The organism is Salinactinospora qingdaonensis, assembly GCF_039539445.1.
GTDB lineage: Bacteria > Actinomycetota > Actinomycetes > Streptosporangiales > Streptosporangiaceae > Salinactinospora > Salinactinospora qingdaonensis.
Genome location: NZ_BAABDD010000027.1, coordinates 1 through 17,323, shown reverse-complemented (window position 1 = coordinate 17,323; position 17,323 = coordinate 1). Strand labels below are relative to the sequence as shown.

The following is a 17,323-nucleotide window of genomic DNA, read 5'->3' as shown; positions in this document are numbered from 1 at the left end:
TTTCGGCGGTCGCACAGCCCCCGGCCGGGCATAGCGACCGCCCGCACCTCAGTGGCCGCTGCGCCGACACGCCCGGGCGAAGCCCAGCCCACACCTCGGTGCCCTTAGTAAGCTTTTCGCCCATGGCCACCCGTGCGCCCAAGTCCCCTCGGCGCTCCAGCAGCGCAGCCTCCCGCGGCGGCGGTTCCGGCAAGAAGACCGCCACGAGCACCCGGCGTTCCGGGGGCGCGTCGCGCGCGCCCCAGAAGCGCGGCGCGGCCGGCCCCGGCGAGGGGCCGATCGCGCTGCTGTTCATCTGGATAGGGCGATGCCTGCTGTTGCTGTGGAAGCTGCTGGTACACACCGTGGGCGGAATAGTGCGCGCGGTCGGCCGCAGCGCGCGCGATCTCGACCCCGACCTGCGCCGCGACGGTCTGGGCTTGGTGCTGCTGGCTCTTGGGCTGCTCATCGCCGCCGCGGTGTGGTGGGAAACCGAAGGGCCGCTACCTGAGGTCACCCGCGCTGTCGTGATGGGCGGCTTCGGCGCGTTCTCCCCGGTGTTTCCGCTGCTGTTCCTGCCGTTCGCCTGGCGGCTCATGCGCACGCCCGGCGAGGGGGACCTCGACATCGGCCGGCTCCTCATCGGCGCCGCGGCGCTGCTGGTGGGGCTGCTCGGCCTCATCCACATCGCGCACGGTGTGCCGTGGCCCGCCGACGGAGCTACGGCCATGCGCCGCGCCGGCGGCCTTGTCGGCTTCGTCGCCTCGGGGCCGCTGACTACGCTCATCACCCCGTGGGTCACCGGCGTGCTGCTGTTCATGCTCATGCTGTTCGGCCTACTCGTGGTGACGGCTACCCCCATCCACCGCATCCCGCAGCGCCTCAGGGACCTCTTCAGCGGGTTGATGGAGCGCGACTCCGGCCCCGACTCCGGGGCCGACATCCTGCCGAGCGGCGGCGCCGCTAAGGAGTCCAAGCCCAAGCGCTCCTCGCGTCCCAAGGGCGCCCCGAAGACCGCGGCGGCCGGCGAGGGCGCCGCGGCCGAGCCCGCGGCGGCCAAAGCCGAGACCGGCGCCGCGGGGGTGGCCGGCGCCAACGAGCGGCCCTACGACGATCCGGTGGTCGACACGGCGCGCTCCACCGCCGTGCCCGACCCCACACCCGCACCTACCAGCGTGGAGCAGCTCTCGATCCCCACGCGCGCCGTCGAAGGCGACTACGAGTTGCCGCCGCCGCGCCTGCTCAAGCCCGGCACCCCGCCCCAGAAGCGCACCCGCGCTAACGACCTCGTGGTCGAGGCGCTGTCCGGCGTGCTGGAGCAGTTCAACATTGACGCCGAGGTCACCGACTTCGTGCGCGGCCCCACGGTCACCCGCTACGAGATCGAGTTGGGGCCGGCGGTCAAAGTTGAGAAGGTCACTGCGCTGACCAAGAACATCTCACTCGCCGTCAAAAGCGCCGATGTGCGTATCCTCTCGCCGATTCCCGGCAAGTCCGCGATCGGCGTGGAGATCCCCAACAGCGACAAGGACATCGTCAGTCTGGGCGATGTCATGCGCTCCGCCCCCGCCACCGCCGACGATCACCCCATGCTCGTCGGCTTGGGCAAGGACGTCGAGGGCGCCGAGGTCGTCGCCAACCTCGCCAAGATGCCCCACGTGCTCGTGGCCGGCGCGACGGGAGCCGGTAAGTCGACGTGCATCAATGGGCTCATCACCTCGATCATGATGCGGGCCCTGCCCGATGAGGTCCGACTCATCCTCGTCGACCCCAAACGGGTCGAGTTGACTATGTACGAGGGCATCCCCCACCTGATCACGCCCATCATCACCAGCCCGAAGAAAGCCGCCGAGGCCCTACAGTGGGTAGTAGGGGAGATGGATCGCCGCTATGACGATCTGGCGGCTTCGGGTTATCGCCACATCGACGACTTCAACGCCGCTGTGCGTGCCGGGGAGCTCACCGCCCCGCCCGGCAGCGAGCGCGAGTACGAGCCCTACCCCTACCTGCTCGTCATCGTCGACGAGTTGGCCGATCTGATGATGGTCGCCCCCCGCGACGTCGAGGACGCCATTGTGCGGATCACCCAGCTCGCCCGCGCCGCCGGAATCCACCTGGTGCTGGCCACGCAGCGCCCCAGCGTCGACGTCGTCACCGGGCTCATCAAGGCCAACGTGCCCTCGCGGCTGGCGTTTGCCACCTCCAGCCTCTCTGACAGTCGGGTCATCCTCGACCAGCCCGGCGCCGAGAAACTCGTCGGTAAGGGCGATGCGCTGTTCCTGCCCATGGGCGCGGGCAAGCCGCTGCGGCTGCAAAACGCCTGGGTCACCGAGAAGGAGATCCGGGAGATCGTCGAGCACTGCAAGAAGCAGGCCGAGCCGCATTACCGCGACGACGTGGGCACCGCCGAGGCCAAAAAGAAGGAGATCGACGAGGACATCGGCGAGGACCTCGACCTGTTGTTGCAGGCCACCGAGCTGATCGTCACCACCCAGTTCGGCTCCACCTCCATGCTTCAGCGCAAGCTGCGGGTGGGCTTTGCCAAGGCTGGACGGCTTATGGACCTTATGGAAAGCCGCGACATCGTCGGCCCCAGTGAAGGCTCAAAGGCGCGTGACGTCCTCGTCCAGCCCGACGAGCTGCCTGAGGTGCTGAACCGGCTGCGGGGCGAGTGAGCCCGGCCGGCACAATTCATGACTGTTTTTTGACCTACGGTAATGGCGTGGCTTCCCCAGGTCACGACCGCGACCCGTGCACAGTGGACGGTGGATGGCGCCGGGAGCGAGCGCCTCCGGGCGCGAGCGAGGACCCGCCCGATGAGAGATCACCGCCCCGGGGCCCACCCAGTCACCACGTGTAGCTCATACGCATGGTCACGCCGTCAGGGAAGGGGACCGGCATGACGACAATCGGTGAGACGATTGCCGACAGTCGCGAACGGGCCGGGTGGACGGTCGCCGAACTCAGCCAGCGCACCCGTATCCGCGAGCACGTCATCCGCGCCATCGAGTGCGACGACTTCGACCAGTGCCGCGGTGACTTCTACGCTCGCGGGCACATCCGTTGCCTCTGCGCGACTCTCGACATCGACCCGCTTCCCCTCATCGAGCGCTTCGACGCCGAGCATGCCCAAGCCGCCCCGCCGCACCCGTTGTCCGAGTTGCCGGTGCGCTCCAAACGCGACCGTGCCAACCGCACGCGCTCCCAAACGACGGCCCGCTCCAACCGTTCGGCGCGATCGGCGCCCGGACAGTCGCGCGGCGCCGGCCGGTCCCAGCGCGCCAACCGTCCCGAGCAGCCGCAACCTCCCGAACAGTCTCAGCGCTCTGACACCGCCGAGAGCACCCAACAGCCCCCACCGGTCAACCGGACCAAGCGCGCCAAGCCAACCAAATCTCCCCAGCACGAGGCCAAACGGCGGCGCAGGTGGCCCCTCGTGGTCGCGGCGCTGGCCGGTGTGGTGCTCCTGGGCGCTGCCATGGCGTGGCCACGCGGTGGTGAACTGCTGCGCGTGGCTGCCGCAGAAGCGGCCAACTCGCTCGTCGGCCTCACCGAGCGCGACGTTGTCGACAATGTCGACAACGTGGCCGTGCCCGCGCCCAGCCCGCAGCCCGAGCCCACGCCCTCGACCACTGCCGGCCCCAGCGCCCCCGCTGAGGACGTGCGGCTGCGCGTCAGCGCACTGCGGCGAACCTGGATCAGCGTCCACGACGCTGACAACGCCAAACTGTTCACCGGTGTGCTGGACCAAGGCATGACACACGACTACACCGCCGCGGAGCGACTGCGCGTGCACCTAGCCGACGCCGGCAGCGTCCGCATGACGGTCAACGGCACCGACGTCGGAAGCCCCGGGGCCGAAGGTGAGGTCCTCCAGCTCACGTTGGACGCCGCGGCGCCGCAGGGCGAACTGGCCAAGGCGGCCGAGGCGGCTCCCGAGCGGGCCGCCGCGCCCAGGGGCGCCACTCCCGCGGCGACAACCGCCCCGATCGTGGCCGCCAGTCCACAGCCGCCTCACGCCAGCGAGCGGCCCCAGCAGTTGCGGGAGGCCTCCGCACCGGTCGACGGCGACACATCTGGCGCCACCGTCCCCTGAACTGACGCGACGCAGATCACACGCGATCCTGGTAGGGGGCGAAAACCGCGTCTCGGACGGCCTACCCTGGAAGCGGCGGCGTCCCGCCGCATCCAGTAACCCGTCACTTTGGAAGCCATGTCATCGCGTCGTACTGTTTCGCTCGTCACTTTGGGATGTGCGCGAAACGAGGTCGATTCCGAAGAACTCGCCGGCCGCCTAGCTGCCGAGGGGTGGGACCTCGTGCAGACCGACACGGCCGGCGAAGGAGCCGGTGCCGATGTCGTCATCGTCAACACCTGCGGGTTCATTGACGCAGCCAAGCAGGACTCCATCGACGCCCTCTTGGCCGCCGGCGAGGACGGCGCCAAAGTGGTCGCTGCTGGCTGCATGGCCGAACGCTACGGCTCCGAACTCGCCGAGTCGCTGCCTGAAGCGCAGGTCATCGGCTTTGACGACTACGCCGAGATCGGTCAGCGCCTCGACGATGTGCTCGCCGGCAAGCCGATCGCGCCGCACGATCCGCGCGACCGCCGTACCCTGCTGCCCATCTCGCCGGTGGAGCGCTCCGAGACCCACGATGTCCACGTCCCCGGCCACGCCGCGTTCGAGCCGCTGCCGGAGGGGGTCGCCCCGGCCTCCGGCCCGCGTGTTCCGCGGCGGCGCCTCACCGGCGGGCCAGTGGCCAACCTCAAGATCGCCTCCGGCTGTGATCGCCGCTGCTCCTTCTGCGCGATCCCGTCATTTCGGGGCGCCCACATCTCCCGTCGCCCCGACGACCTGGTTCGCGAAGCACAGTGGCTGGCCGAACAGGGGGTGCGTGAGCTGTTCCTCGTCAGCGAGAACTCCACCTCCTACGGCAAGGACCTGGGCGATCTGCGTTGCCTGGAGAAGCTGCTGCCGCGCCTGGCGGGGGTTCCCGGCATCGAGCGCGTGCGGGTCAGCTATTTGCAGCCGGCCGAGATGCGTCCCAGCCTGATCGACGTCCTCACCACCACGCCCGGGGTCGTGCCTTACTTCGATCTGTCGTTCCAGCACGCCAGTGGCCCGTTGCTGCGTCGGATGCGCCGTTTCGGCGACCGGGAGCGATTCCTCGAACTGGTGCACACCGTGCGCGAGCGCGTCCCGGAGGCCGGTGTGCGTTCCAACTTCATCGTGGGCTTCCCCGGCGAGAGCGAGGACGACTTCGCCGAACTCACGGCTTTTCTCGAACAAGCACAATTGGATGCCATCGGCATCTTCGGCTATTCCGACGAGGAGGGCACCGAAGCCGCCGGCCTGGACGGCAAGCTCGCAGCCGACGAGATCGCCGCACGGGTCGACCACCTCAACCGGCTCGCGGAGGAACTCATGGCACAACGATCACAAGAGCGTGTCGGTTCCACGGTCGATGTCCTCATCGAGGATGAGACCCCAGAAGACGGCTACGAGGGGCGCGCCGCTCACCAGGCCCCTGAGACCGACGGCACCACCCTTGTGCGCGCCGAAGGGCTGCGCGTGGGGGAGATCGTCCGGGCCACGGTTGTTGACGCCGTAGGCGTGGATCTAGTGGCCGAGTGCAGCGCCGATGCGGACATAACGGGTGCGCGGTGAACTCCGGCCCCGATCCCGCGTCCGTTCCCGCCGCCAACGTGCCGTTGTGGAACATCGCCAACATTTTGACGGCGGTCCGGCTCATCATGGTGCCGGTCTTCATCGTCTGCATGTTCCTCGATCACCCGGTGTGGCGCTTCGTCGCCTTCGTGGTGTTCCTCCTCGCCGCCATCACCGACCGTGTCGACGGTGAGTTGGCCCGGCGGCGTAACCTCGTCACCGACTTCGGCAAGATCGCTGACCCCATCGCCGACAAGGCGCTCACCGGTGGGGCGCTGGTGGTGCTGTCGATCCTCGGTGAGCTGTGGTGGTGGGTCACGCTGGTGATCCTCATCCGTGAGTGGGGGATCACCGCCTTGCGTTTCGCGGTGCTCAGGCGCGGCGTCATCCCCGCCAGTCGCGGCGGCAAACTCAAAACGGTGTTGCAGGTGGTGGCCATCGCCGCCTACCTGTTCCCGCTGCCTGAGCCGCTGGTCTTCGGAGCGTATGCCCTCATGGGAGCCGCCCTGGCCGTGACCGTGATCACCGGGGCCGACTACGTGATCCAGGCCGTGCGGCTATGGCGTTCCCCACCCGCCGCGTCGTCCTCCACAGCCGAGTCAACGTGAACGGGGTGACATGGCCGAAATCTCCGATGCCGCGCGCGCCGCTGCCACGCTGTTGCACAGGCTGCTGCGGGAGCGTTCGGCTACTGTCGCCACCGCGGAGTCGCTGACGGGCGGGCTGATCGGGGCTGCGCTCACCGACATTCCGGGAGCTTCGGTCACCTACCGGGGCGGCGTGGTCTGCTACGCCACCGATGTCAAAGAGAGTCTGCTCGGGGTGCACCATGATCTTCTTCACCGTCACGGAGCGGTCCACCCTGACGTGGCCATACAGTTGGCGCTGGGGGCCCGTGAGCTCTTGGCTGCCACCTACGGGTTGGCGGTCACGGGCGTCGCCGGCCCCGATCCCCAAGACGGATGGCCGGTGGGGACCGTCTTTTTGGGGTTCGCTTCGCCTGAGGGCACAGGGGCCACTGAGTTGCCGCTGGGGGGAAGTCGCGCTCAGATCAGGCGCGTCACGACCGAGCAGGCGCTACGCCTGCTCAGCGCCAGGGTGGCGCGCTCCACTTCGGAATAGTGGTCCACATGCTGTTCAATCGCGCCAAGGTGGGGAACAAGCCTGTTCAAGATCGTGTTATCCCTCCAGCGAACAGGAAGCTATGAGGTGCGACGATCACGCTTCAGACAGGTACGGTGTTTTGCATGAAGGTCGCTACCGGTGGGAGGGAGCGCGAATGATGGTCCTGCTTCGTCACCTGCTTGGTGAGGTGCTGCGGCAGCTTCGGCAGCGGCAGGGCCGCACCCTCCGCGAGGTGTCGGCCGACGCGCGGGTCTCGTTGGGCTATCTGTCGGAGGTCGAGAGAGGACAAAAGGAGGCATCCTCCGAACTTCTCTCGTCCATCTGCGGAGCGTTGGGAGTCCCACTGTCCCAGGTGCTCCGGGAGGTCGCTGACCAGTTGGCACTGGCCGAACTGCAAGAGGCCGCTCTCATCAGCGGGTCGGTCCCGAGCGAGTCCGTTCCCAGCGCCGACCGTATCGACATCGACGCGGTGCCCGACCGCGTTCCCGATGTGGTCGACATGGTGGGCGTATAGCCACGGGCATGCGCGCGTATGCGGTGACGCCGGCCGTCGTCACCGCGGCCGACGTCATGTTTCCCCTGACCCCACAACTACGTCGGCACCGCCGGTCGAGCGCCGGCGGCGCCCCTTCCTGCTCAGCCGCGATCTCTCCTCCTGCGTTTTCCGCTCCGGTGTTGGGGCAGTCGTCCCCCGCAACCGGACAAGCCAGGAGGACGTCAGCCATGACCAAGATTCACAGCCCGCTCTCTGACGACGCCCGCAAAGTTACCGCAGAGGCCCTGCAAGGAGCGGTGGTCGATCTGATTGACCTTTCGCTGCTGGCCAAGCAGGCCCACTGGAACGTCGTGGGGCGCAACTTCCGTTCTGTGCACCTACAACTCGACGAACTCGTGACTGCGGCTCGCAGCCACACCGACATCCTCGCGGAGCGAGCGGTGGCTGTGGGCGTCACTCCCGACGGCCGCTCCACGAAGGTGGCAGCCGACACCAAAAATCCCCAACCCGACCCGGGATACCTACAAGATGACAAGGTCATCGCGCTGATCACCGACACTATCGGCGCGATGGTGGGGCGTTTCCGCGAGCGCATCGCGGCTACCGAGCACTCCGATCAGGTCACGCAAGACGAGCTGATCTCGGCTGCCCAGGATCTGGAGCAGCAGCACTGGATGTTCGAGGCCATGCGCTAGCCGCGCTCCCACCGGTCAGCGGGGAACACGGGGCGGGCACCACGACGGTGCCCGCCCCGCCTGACGTGGGCAAACCCGCAGCGGCTCCCGGCCGCGGCTTGGGGCGTTACCGGCGATGGCCACAGCCCCGGGGCGTGGGGTCAGCTCGCCCACGCCCCCGGGTCCTCAGCCAGGGAACGCACCGATTCGGGGAGCTTGCCGCTGGCGACGTCGGCCAGAGTCACCGACTCCAGGATCGAACGCTCGCTGGCGCGCAGCGCGATCCATACCTGTTGCAGGCTGCGGGCGGCGCCCTCGTAGCCGACGTGCTCTGGACGCTCGCCCCGGACGTTGGCCAGTGGCCCGTCCACCGCCCGAATCACGTCGGCCATCGAGATGTCCTCGGCCGGTTGGGCCAGCCAGTAGCCGCCGACGGGACCGCGCTGGCTGCGGATCAGGCCGGCGCGACGCAGTTGGGTGAGGATATTCTCCAGAAATTTTCCGGGGATGGCTTGAGCGCGCGCGAGCTGTTCGGCCGTTACCGGTCCGCCACTGGCAGCAGCGAGTTCGGCCGCGGCGCGCAAAGCGTAATCGACCCGGGCAGAAAGGCGCATGCTGCGATTATGCCGCGAACCGCGGATCGTTCGGGCGCCCCGGGGTGCCACAGCGCGGGGCCACCGTTGGTCTTAGCCTCATGACCACCTCTCCTACCGGAAATCCGCCCTACTCCAGCACGCTGCTGGTGCGGCGGAGATCACGTGGGGCCAGTACCGTCACTGTCAGCTTATCGGTACCGTACCGGCCGCACCGAGGATCTCCGCCGCACTTTGGCAACTGGCGCGCGAGGCACCGTGGGTGCTGACGTAGACGCCGCATTCGGGACGCCAAGCCGGCAACCCCAGTTCGACCACCACGGTATCGGGGCGCGCCCGGCACAGCTCGGTCACGAACCCGCGCGTGGCGGGGTAGCGGTGGGCGTCTCGCACCACGACGACAAGGGGGCGCCCGCTGGCATCGGCGAGCACCTTGTCACTGCGCTCCCGTTCCGCGCTGAGGCGCACCGTCTCCGGGAACCACGGTGCCAGCCCCCACGGGACCTCGCCCACGGCCGCACCGGGGGGAGCGTCGAGTTCGACGACGAGCGGAGAGTGCAGCGACGGCAGCTCTCCGGTGACCTGTACCGCCCGCCGGGCGCCGTCCAGCCCGATGGCGGGGTCTTCGGTCGTGGTGCGGCGTTGCGTTGTCCAGGAGCGGACCAGGGCCGTGCGCTGCGCCGCCTGTTCCAAGCGCTGCCCGTCGAGCCGGCCCGAGCGCACCGCCGTCACGATGGCCTCGCGTACCGCCACGATCTCGTCGTGGTAGACGAACCGTCCCAAGCACAGCAGGTCGCAGCCGGCCAGCAGCGCCCGCACCGCGGCTTCGGGGATGCCGATGTCGCCGCTGACGCCGCGCATCTCTAAAGCGTCGGAGATGATCATCCCGTCAAACCCCAACTCGGTGCGCAGCAGGTCGGTGACGATCGCCGGGGTGAGGGTGGCGGGCTCGGCCATGCCCAGCGGGCGCAGCCGGATGTGAGCGGTGAGCACGCTGCGCACGCCGGCTTGCACCGCAGCGCGAAAAGGTGACAGTTCCCGGCGGCGCAGCAGGTCCACGTCGGCGTCGATGACTGGTGTCTCCTCGTGGGAGTCCTGATAGGTGGCGCCGTGTCCCGGGAAGTGCTTGGCGCAGGCCGCGACCCCGCCCTCTTGCAAACCGGTGACTGCTGCGCCGGCGTGGCGCGAGACCAGTTCGGGGTCGGCGCCAAAAGAGCGGGTACCGATCACCGGGTTATCGGCGGTGGTGTTGACGTCGACCGACGGGGCGAGGTCAAGGGTGATCCCCAGTCCGTGCAGTTCGGCGCCGAGGGCACGGTGGACCGCGCGGGTGAGAGCGGGGTCGTCGACACTGCCCAGCGCGGCGTTGCCGGGATAGTCGCTGCCGGTGAGGTGGCCGATGCGGGTGACGTCCCCGCCCTCTTCGTCCAGCGAGATCAGCGGCGCTTCGGCAGCCGACTCCAATTGTCGGGTGAGAGTGCGCAGTTGCTCGCGGTCGGCGATGTTGTTGGCGAACAGGCAGACGCCGGCGAAGCCGTCGGCCAACCCGTCCAGCGCCCAGCGGGGGGCGCTGAGATCCTCGAACGGCACCAGCAAGGTGGCGTTGGCGAGCCGTTCCAGCGTGCGGTCTGTGGGCATCACGGGGACTCCGTTCAGTGATCGCGGGCATCCCAGGGGGCTCGTGGCGCGGGATGCGGGGGCTGCGCGGGCAGGCGGGCACCGCGCGCCGGGAGTGGAGGGGAGCGGCGCGCGGTGCCCGGTTTTCAGGGGGTTAGCCCTTGACCGCGCCCATGGTGAGCCCGGAGACCATGCGGCGCTGGACGAACAGGAAGAAGATCATCACCGGCACGGTCAGCAGCGTGGAGGCGCCCATGATCGCGCCCCACTCCGTGCCGTAACGGCCGAAGTAGTACGACAGCGTCAACGGCAGGGTGTACGCTTCGGTGCTGCGTCCCAGGAAGGTCAGCGCGACGATGAACTCGTTCCAGGCGGTGATGAAGGCGAAGATGCTGGCCGCCACCAGACCGGGGGCCACCAGCGGCATCAGCACGCGCCAAAAGATCGTCCATTGGCTGGCGCCGTCGATGGCGGCGGCCTCTTCCAACTCTTTGGGGACGGCGCTGACGAAGCCCCGCAGCATCATGGTGGTGATCGGCAGCGAGACCGCCGTGTAGACGATCAGCGGGCCGGTAAGCGTGCCCAGGAGTTGCACGCCGGTACCGTCTTGGATGTTTTTGAAGTTGATGAAGATCGAGATGATGACGGCTTCCATCGGCACCATCTGGATCACCAACAGCAGCAGAATGAACGCGGTGCGCATCCGGAACTTGAAGCGGGCCACGGCGATGGCGGCGAGCAGCGACAACACCGCGCCCATAGCCACCGCCCCCAGCGTGACGATGAGGCTGTTGGCCAGGAACCGCCAAAACGGGACACCGGGGATGAGCTCATCGTTGATGACCCGGTCGAAGTGCTCCAGCGTCGGGTTGGTGGGAAACAGCGTGGGAGTCTGGGCGAAGATCTCCCCGAGCGGTTTCAACGCCGTCGCGATCATCCAGTACACGGGAAAGACCGAGAAGACGAACACCGCGACAGCGGCCAAGTAGAGCCCGACCCGGCTGGCCCGTTTGGCCAACCGTGGCGCCCGCGGTGTGCGGTACGTGGCGGGAGGAGGCGTCGTGGGGGCGGTCATCGGGTCTCTCCCTGGCGGATCATGATGCGCACGTAGTAGGCGGTGACGGCGAGGATCATCAGCGTCATGACCACGGCGATCGCCGAGCCCATCCCGTAGTTGGGCGGGCTGGCGTTGAACCCCTGCTGGTAGATGTAGTACGAGAGCAGGTAGACGTCCTTGTTCTGGAAACTGTTCGCCAGGACGTAAAGCTGGGTGAACACGCGCAGGTCCCAAATGATCTGCAACACGAGGATCAGCGAGAACAAGGGGCGCAGCATGGGCAGCGTAATGTTCCAAAACGCGCGCCAGCCGCTGGAACCGTCGACCCGTGCGGCCTCGTACAGCTCGGCGGGGATGCTCTTGAGGCCCGCGAGCACGGAAACCGACACAAACGGGAACGACTGCCAGACGATGACGGTGATCAAGATCGTGAACAGTGGGAGTGGTTCGAGGAACCAGTTGTAGTTCTCCCAGCCCGATCCCACGAGCCAGTCGGGCAGGCGCGCCAGGACCACGTTGACCAGCCCCCGCTCGGGCAGGAACAGCCACCGAAACACCAGCGAGGCGCTCATCGCCGGCGTCGCCCAGGCCAGCATCATCCCGACAGCAACGGTGGTGGACAGCCAGTTGGGCAGCTTGTGCAGCAGAATGCCCACGAGCGTGCCCACGATCATGGTGGCGCCCACCATGACGACCGTCACCACGACGGTGTTGCGCAGGATGCCCCAGAACTGCGGGTCGGAGAGCAGCCGGATGTAATGCTCGAAGTTGTTCCACTCGGGCGTGGGGCCGGTGGGGGCCAGGTGGCGGACGGTGTAGGTGGTGAACGAGTACCACACCATCTGCACGATGGGCCATAGCAAGACGACGGCGAGCAGGATGAACGCCGGCGCGATGAGCAGGTAGGGCGCGGAGGTGAGTCTGCGGCGGAAGCGCCATTGGGTGCGCGGTGGTGCCGGTGCCGGCTCGTCGGCCGCCGGCGCCACCTCGACGGTTTGTGCCATGGGGCTGGAAGTTCCTCTATCGGGTGGCGGCCCGGCCGGCCAGCGGGCGAGACGGGGGCGCAACCACCGCCCCGCCGACGCTGACCGGCGCGGATCGTTTTCGGTGGGAGGTGGCTACTCCACCGGCTTGTTGAGAATCTCGGTCAGGTTCTCGTTCGCCTCCCGGAGGACCGTGTCGGGGTCGTCACCCTTGACGATCTCCAGCACCGCCTTGGGCAGGATCTTCTGATCCTGGTCGGCTTCGTTCCATTTCGGGGTCGCCGGGAAGAACTTGGTGTTTTGCATCTGCTCGGCCGCCGCCTGCTTCACCGGGTCGTCGGTGTATTGGGGGTCGGAGAGCAGTTCGGGGTAGACGGGAAAGAAGCCGGCCGCGTCGGCCCACTTCTGGCCATACTCTTTACCGCCCATGAGCTTGAGCAGTTCCCAAGCGTGCTCGGGGTACTCGGTCTGGGCGAAGATCGCCAGGTCGGAACCGCCGATGAAGGCCGGGGCGGTACCGTCGGCGCCGGGCAGCGGCGCGGCGGATATCGCGTCGACCACCGAAGGGTCCTCGGCCTGCTCCTCCATGGAGCCCAGGGCCCAGCCGCCGTCGATGTACATGCCGAGCTTACTGTTGGCCATGTCGGCCAGCGGGATCAGCTCGTTCTCGCCGACGTAGGACTGCGGGGAGATCTCCTCATCGGTGGTCAGGCCGGCGTAGAACTCGATGGCTTCCTTGGTTTCGGGCGAGTCCAGCTTGCCTTCCCACGTCCCGCCGTTGTTGACGGCGATCTCGCCGCCGTTGCTCCAGATGAAGCTGGCGATACCGTTGGTGAAGTCGGTGGGGGCGGCGAAGCCGGGGACGCCCTTCTCCTCCTCGATGGCTGTGGCGACATCGACGAGTTCCTCCCAGGTCTTGGGTGGTTGCGCGTCGATCTCTTCCAGCCAGTCGGTGCGGTAGTAGAGGGTGCGTACGCCCGCGTGCCAGGGGACGCCGTACTGCACGCCGTCGTAGCGACCGTACTCCAACGCCCCTTGGTCGAGGTCGCCGGCCGCGCTCCAGCCGTCGACCTGTTCGGTGATGTCCAGCAGCGCGCCTTGGACGGCCCAGTTGGACACCTGGTCGTTGCCGACCTGCAAGACGTCGGGGTGATCGCCGCCGGCAATCGCGGTGTTCATGGACTCCTGGAGGGAGTCCCACGGGACGAACTCCACCTCAACGGCGGTCTCGGGGTAGGTCTCCTGGTATTTCTCCTCGACCTCGTCGAAGTACTGCTGCAAGGAGTCTTGGGCGGCTCCCATGGCCCAGACGGTGAGTTCCTCAGGGGTGCTCTCGTCCTGTTGGGATTCGCCTCCGCCGCCGCACGCGGCGACGAGCAGCAGCGCTGTGGCCGCCGTTGCGGACTTCGCGATTTTCACCGGGATTCTCCCTTCGGGGATCACGACGAGTGCGGGGTTCCGGGGCCCAAGGGGGTGGGCGGACACCAGTGCCACGCAGGCTTAGTGGTTGTCGATACGGGGATATGTGTTTGGCTAGCCCTGCGCGCAGGTTCGCGGGTGCCCCGATCCGGTGGCGCTTTCCCGTACCGTTCCTGCGGGAACACGGTGCCGGGGACCACGCGGTGCGGGTTGGACGATAAACTAACAAGAAACTTTCCTAATAGATAGAGACGGGAGTATCACGGTTATGTCTCGACGCCCGGGGACTCCTCAACTGCTGCGGCAGTTGAACGACCGCGCGGCGCTGGAGTTGCTGATCTCCTCGGGGCCGATGACACGTGCCCAGCTCGGAGCGGCCACAGGACTGTCCAAAGTGACGGCCTCCCAACTCCTCTCCCGGCTGGAGGAGCGCCAGCTCGTCCACGTTGTCGGAACACAAGGAGGCGGTCGCGGCCCCAACGCGGCCCTGTACGCCGTGGTGCCCTCCAGCGCCTACGTGGCCGCCCTCGACGTCGGCCCATCTGAGGTCACCGCCGCCATCGCCGACATCACCGGCGAAATCGTCACCGAAGTCACGGTCGACCCCAACGACTCCGACGACCCCGTGGCGGTGGTACGCGCGGCCGTCATGAAGCTCGTCCACAGCGCCGAGGTGCCAATGGAACGGCTGCGTGCCTGCGTCATCGGCACCCCCGGCGTGGTCGACCCCCGCACCGGCGACGTCCGATTCTCCTTTGAACTGCACTCCTGGCACGAGGGCGTCCTAGAAGCGCTACGCAGAGACCTCGAACGCTCCGTCACCATCGAAAACGACGTCAACCTCGCCGCCCTCGCCGAGCAGGCCGAAGGAGTGGCCACCGACGTCTCCGACTTCGTGCTCGTCTGGATCGGCAGCGGCGGCGGCGTCGGCATGGCCATCGTCTTGGGAGGCCGCATCCACCGTGGCCGCACCGGCGGAGCCGGTGAGATCGGCTACCTGCCCGTCCCCGGCGCGCCGCTGCCCCACGACGTGGGGCTCCCCGGCGGCTACCAGTCACTACGCACCGCCTACGGCCGCCCCTCCCTGACCCACGGCTTCCAAGCCCTCGTCGGCGCACAGGAGATCCTCGCCCTCGCCGGCACCTACGGCCTGCCACAGACCAACGTGATCGAAACCCTGCGCGCCGCCCGCGAGGCCGGCAGCAAAGGAGAGGAGTTCCTCAGCGAACTGGCCGGCCGCATCGCCCGCGGTGTCGCCTCCGTCTGCGTCGTCCTCGACCCCGACCTCGTCGTCCTCGGCGGCGAGGTTCCCAAGAGCGGCGGCACCGACCTAGCCCGCCGAGTAGCCCAGGCGGCCAGCCAGATCGGCCCCAACGTCTCCCAGGTCAGCCTCAGCGGGATCGAGGGCAACCCCGTGCTGCGCGGCGCATTCCTCGCCGCCCTCGAACAGGCCCGAGAGGAGGTCTTCACCTCCACCACTGAATAAGCTGCGCCCGCGCCCCCACCAGCCCTCTATGAGCCACCGTGCCCGCGCAGGGGCCTTCCGACTTCCCCCCAGCCCTGCCCCCACTGGGATCAGCCACTACAGCGCCCGTGCGCGGGCTCGCCCCTGCCCCCAGCCACGCCCCGGGGCGGCGCCCCCTCACCCCGCCGCGCTGTCCCCGCCTCCCTCTTCTCCGATGCCGTGGCCTCCTCTCCGTGCCCCCGCGTGCGGAGAGGAGACCACGGCGACCCTGCCCAAGTCCTGCTCAGGGCCGCGCTCGTGAGCCTGTGGGGCCCGTGGGGCCGCCGCTACTGCGACGAGAGGGGTGTGGGCAAGCCACCAAGCCGTCCAGGGGCCAACCTTCGGACACCGGCGGGGCGAGGGGAGGCCCGCCGGGGGAGCGCACACACGACGATAGACACGGCAACTTCTGAGTCAAGGCGATGAGCGGCCTCACCAGGGGTGACGACTGTCTCTCTGGGGGAGTGCCCCATTGAAGGCGCTCCATCCGCCTCACCCGGTGACGGCTGCCTCACCAGAAGTAGCGCACCCCCGTCAGGTCCGCTGATATGCGCCACAGCTTCTCGGCGGCGTACTCGTCGCAGGCGGCCGGGGCGCGCCGCGCGAGTACCGGAGGCCCGCGTGTGCCGCCCATCCGGGCAGGGCCGAGGTAGGAGCCGCCCGCCACGGTGGGGTCGGTCGCCGCGCGCAGCACGGGAAGCGCCCCCTGCTCCTCGCTTTGGCCCAGCACACCGATCCCCGAACGCAGCAGCGCCGCCAGCCGCGGTCGGCCCCGCAGCGTCGGCAGCCCCGCCGCCAGGTTGGTCGCCGCCATGCCGGGGTGTGCCGCCATCGACAACAGCGGATGCCCCGCGGCTGTAGCGCGGCGTTGCAGCTCATCAGCGAACAGCAGGTTCGCCAGCTTCGATTGGGCGTAGGCCCGCCACTTGTCGTACGAGCCGGCGCTGTGCAGGTCATCGAAGTCGATGCGGCCCCGTTGGTGCAGGTTGCTGCTCACCGTGACCACGCGCGGCTGAGCCGCGTTGCTCAGCCATGGCAGCAGTACCCCGGTCAACGCGAAGTGGCCCAGATGGTTGGTGCCGAACTGCATCTCGAACCCGTCGGCGGTGCGCTGGTAGGGCAGGCCCATGACACCGGCGTTGTTCACGAGCAGGTCCACCCGATCCGTCGGCAGCGAAACGGGAAAGTCCCGCACCGAGCCGAGGTCGGCCAAATCCAGCGGCACCAACTCGGCACGACCGCAGCCGGCCTCACCGAGTTCGGCGTGCAACCGCTCCAGCGCAGCCTCGCCGCGCTGCTTGTCACGGCAGGCCAGGATCGTGTGCGCACCATAGCGGGCCAGTTCGCGAGCCGTCACATAGCCGATTCCGCTGTTAGCGCCAGTGACGACGGCAACGCGACCACTCTGGTCGGGGATGCCTTCACCGCGCCAGGCGTGCGAGCCCATGGAAGAACCTCCAGCGGGCGGACCCGGAACCCGTTTTCACCATTTGCCACATACGTCATGGACATACGGCTAGCCCAACTTAGCCCTGGTCACGCCCGGTGCGCGTGACCGTTTCATGGACCCCAGATGAACAGTCACTGGTCAGCCAGGGGGCGTGACGTTAAGGGCGCTCTCCCGCCGCTGATGGCCAGGTCAGCGGACGGATCGGGCCAGAGGGTGCCGCTTCCGTGCGTGGAGGGACGGCGTGGAAGCGGAACGGCTCGGTGCGGAGGCAGGACAGCTCGGTGCGGAGGCGAGACGGTTCCGCACCGCGGGGCGGCTCCGCGAAATAGTGCGGCGGGGTCGGAGAGCGTGGGGGGCATAGGGGTTTCGTGAGGGCGGGGCGAGCCAGGGGAGAGGAGGGCCAGGGGAGAGAGGCAGCAGGGAAACAGCAGGGGAAGCAGGAAGCAGAAGGAAAGAGGGAAGGGGCAGATAGGTGGGGGCGAGAGGCAGCGAGGGCTGCTTCGGAGCAGGGAGCACGGTCATCGCTGCTGTGCGCTGGGGTGGGGGTGGTGACGGAAGGCGGCGAGGAGAGGTGGTGGATAGGGGTTTCGGGTATCGGTGTCGGCCGCTGGGGTTACCGGCGGTAACGGAGGGCGGCGAGGACGGGCGGTGGGCAGAGGCGGCTCCGAGTCGATGCTGTTGGCGGGGGTGAAGGGCGGCGACGGAAGGCGGCGAGGGGCGGGGGTGGTGGGTTTTTCTAGGGGTGGAGGCGGGGTGGC

Annotated in this window: 14 protein-coding genes; 8 read left to right on the top strand and 6 right to left on the bottom strand. The window is 68.3% G+C overall.

Annotation, left to right across the window (positions count from 1 at the left end; translation table 11 throughout):
* The first annotated feature begins 122 nt into the window (after positions 1-122).
* The 7 genes from ABD848_RS20145 to ABD848_RS20115 all read left to right on the top strand — a co-directional run bounded on the left by ABD848_RS20145 (position 123) and on the right by ABD848_RS20115 (position 7,963).
* A complete protein-coding gene (locus ABD848_RS20145; RefSeq protein ID WP_344974954.1) occupies positions 123-2,654 on the top strand; it encodes a DNA translocase FtsK in 2,532 nt (843 codons plus the stop codon).
* A gap of 224 nt (positions 2,655-2,878) precedes the next feature.
* Positions 2,879-4,075, top strand: coding sequence for a helix-turn-helix domain-containing protein (locus ABD848_RS20140; protein WP_344974951.1), 1,197 nt, complete (start codon positions 2,879-2,881; stop codon positions 4,073-4,075).
* A 117-nt stretch (positions 4,076-4,192) separates the two neighbouring features.
* The gene (gene rimO, locus ABD848_RS20135) at positions 4,193-5,647 is read left to right on the top strand and encodes a 30S ribosomal protein S12 methylthiotransferase RimO (protein WP_344974948.1); all 1,455 of its coding nucleotides are present in this window, start codon (positions 4,193-4,195) and stop codon (positions 5,645-5,647) included.
* On the top strand, positions 5,644-6,255 hold the full coding sequence (pgsA, locus tag ABD848_RS20130; protein WP_344974945.1) for a CDP-diacylglycerol--glycerol-3-phosphate 3-phosphatidyltransferase: 612 nt from the start codon (positions 5,644-5,646) through the stop codon (positions 6,253-6,255). The genes rimO and pgsA overlap by 4 nt, the downstream gene beginning before the upstream one ends.
* A 10-nt stretch (positions 6,256-6,265) precedes the next feature.
* Positions 6,266-6,769, top strand: a complete 504-nt coding sequence (locus tag ABD848_RS20125) for a CinA family protein (protein ID WP_344974941.1) — start codon at positions 6,266-6,268, stop codon at positions 6,767-6,769.
* A 157-nt stretch (positions 6,770-6,926) separates the two neighbouring features.
* Positions 6,927-7,286, top strand: coding sequence for a helix-turn-helix domain-containing protein (locus ABD848_RS20120; RefSeq protein ID WP_344974938.1), 360 nt, complete (start codon positions 6,927-6,929; stop codon positions 7,284-7,286).
* A gap of 209 nt (positions 7,287-7,495) precedes the next feature.
* Positions 7,496-7,963 carry a Dps family protein gene (locus ABD848_RS20115; protein WP_344974935.1) on the top strand — a complete coding sequence of 156 codons (468 nt, stop codon included), beginning with the start codon at positions 7,496-7,498 and terminating at the stop codon, positions 7,961-7,963.
* Between the two features lie 140 nt (positions 7,964-8,103).
* Here the strand turns inward: ABD848_RS20115 and ABD848_RS20110 are convergent, their stop codons facing one another.
* The 5 genes from ABD848_RS20110 to ABD848_RS20090 all read right to left on the bottom strand — a co-directional run bounded on the left by ABD848_RS20110 (position 8,104) and on the right by ABD848_RS20090 (position 13,611).
* Complete coding sequence (locus tag ABD848_RS20110; protein ID WP_344974932.1) at positions 8,104-8,556, bottom strand: RrF2 family transcriptional regulator; 453 nt, start codon at positions 8,554-8,556, stop codon at positions 8,104-8,106.
* Positions 8,557-8,721: 165 nt separating this feature from the next.
* A complete protein-coding gene (locus ABD848_RS20105) occupies positions 8,722-10,173 on the bottom strand; it encodes a glycoside hydrolase family 3 protein (protein ID WP_344974929.1) in 1,452 nt (483 codons plus the stop codon).
* A 133-nt stretch (positions 10,174-10,306) separates the two neighbouring features.
* Positions 10,307-11,227 carry a carbohydrate ABC transporter permease gene (locus ABD848_RS20100; protein WP_344974926.1) on the bottom strand — a complete coding sequence of 307 codons (921 nt, stop codon included), beginning with the start codon at positions 11,225-11,227 and terminating at the stop codon, positions 10,307-10,309.
* Positions 11,224-12,213, bottom strand: coding sequence for a carbohydrate ABC transporter permease (locus ABD848_RS20095; protein ID WP_344974923.1), 990 nt, complete (start codon positions 12,211-12,213; stop codon positions 11,224-11,226). The genes ABD848_RS20100 and ABD848_RS20095 overlap by 4 nt, the downstream gene beginning before the upstream one ends.
* 114 nt (positions 12,214-12,327) lie before the next feature.
* Positions 12,328-13,611 carry an extracellular solute-binding protein gene (locus ABD848_RS20090; RefSeq protein WP_344974920.1) on the bottom strand — a complete coding sequence of 428 codons (1,284 nt, stop codon included), beginning with the start codon at positions 13,609-13,611 and terminating at the stop codon, positions 12,328-12,330.
* Positions 13,612-13,879: 268 nt separating this feature from the next.
* Here ABD848_RS20090 and ABD848_RS20085 point away from each other — a divergent pair, with 268 nt between their 5' ends.
* Complete coding sequence (locus ABD848_RS20085) at positions 13,880-15,097, top strand: ROK family transcriptional regulator (protein ID WP_344974917.1); 1,218 nt, start codon at positions 13,880-13,882, stop codon at positions 15,095-15,097.
* 529 nt (positions 15,098-15,626) lie between these two features.
* Here the strand turns inward: ABD848_RS20085 and ABD848_RS20080 are convergent.
* Positions 15,627-16,562, bottom strand: coding sequence for an oxidoreductase (locus tag ABD848_RS20080; protein WP_344974915.1), 936 nt, complete (start codon positions 16,560-16,562; stop codon positions 15,627-15,629).
* Between the last annotated feature and the right edge of the window lie 761 nt (positions 16,563-17,323).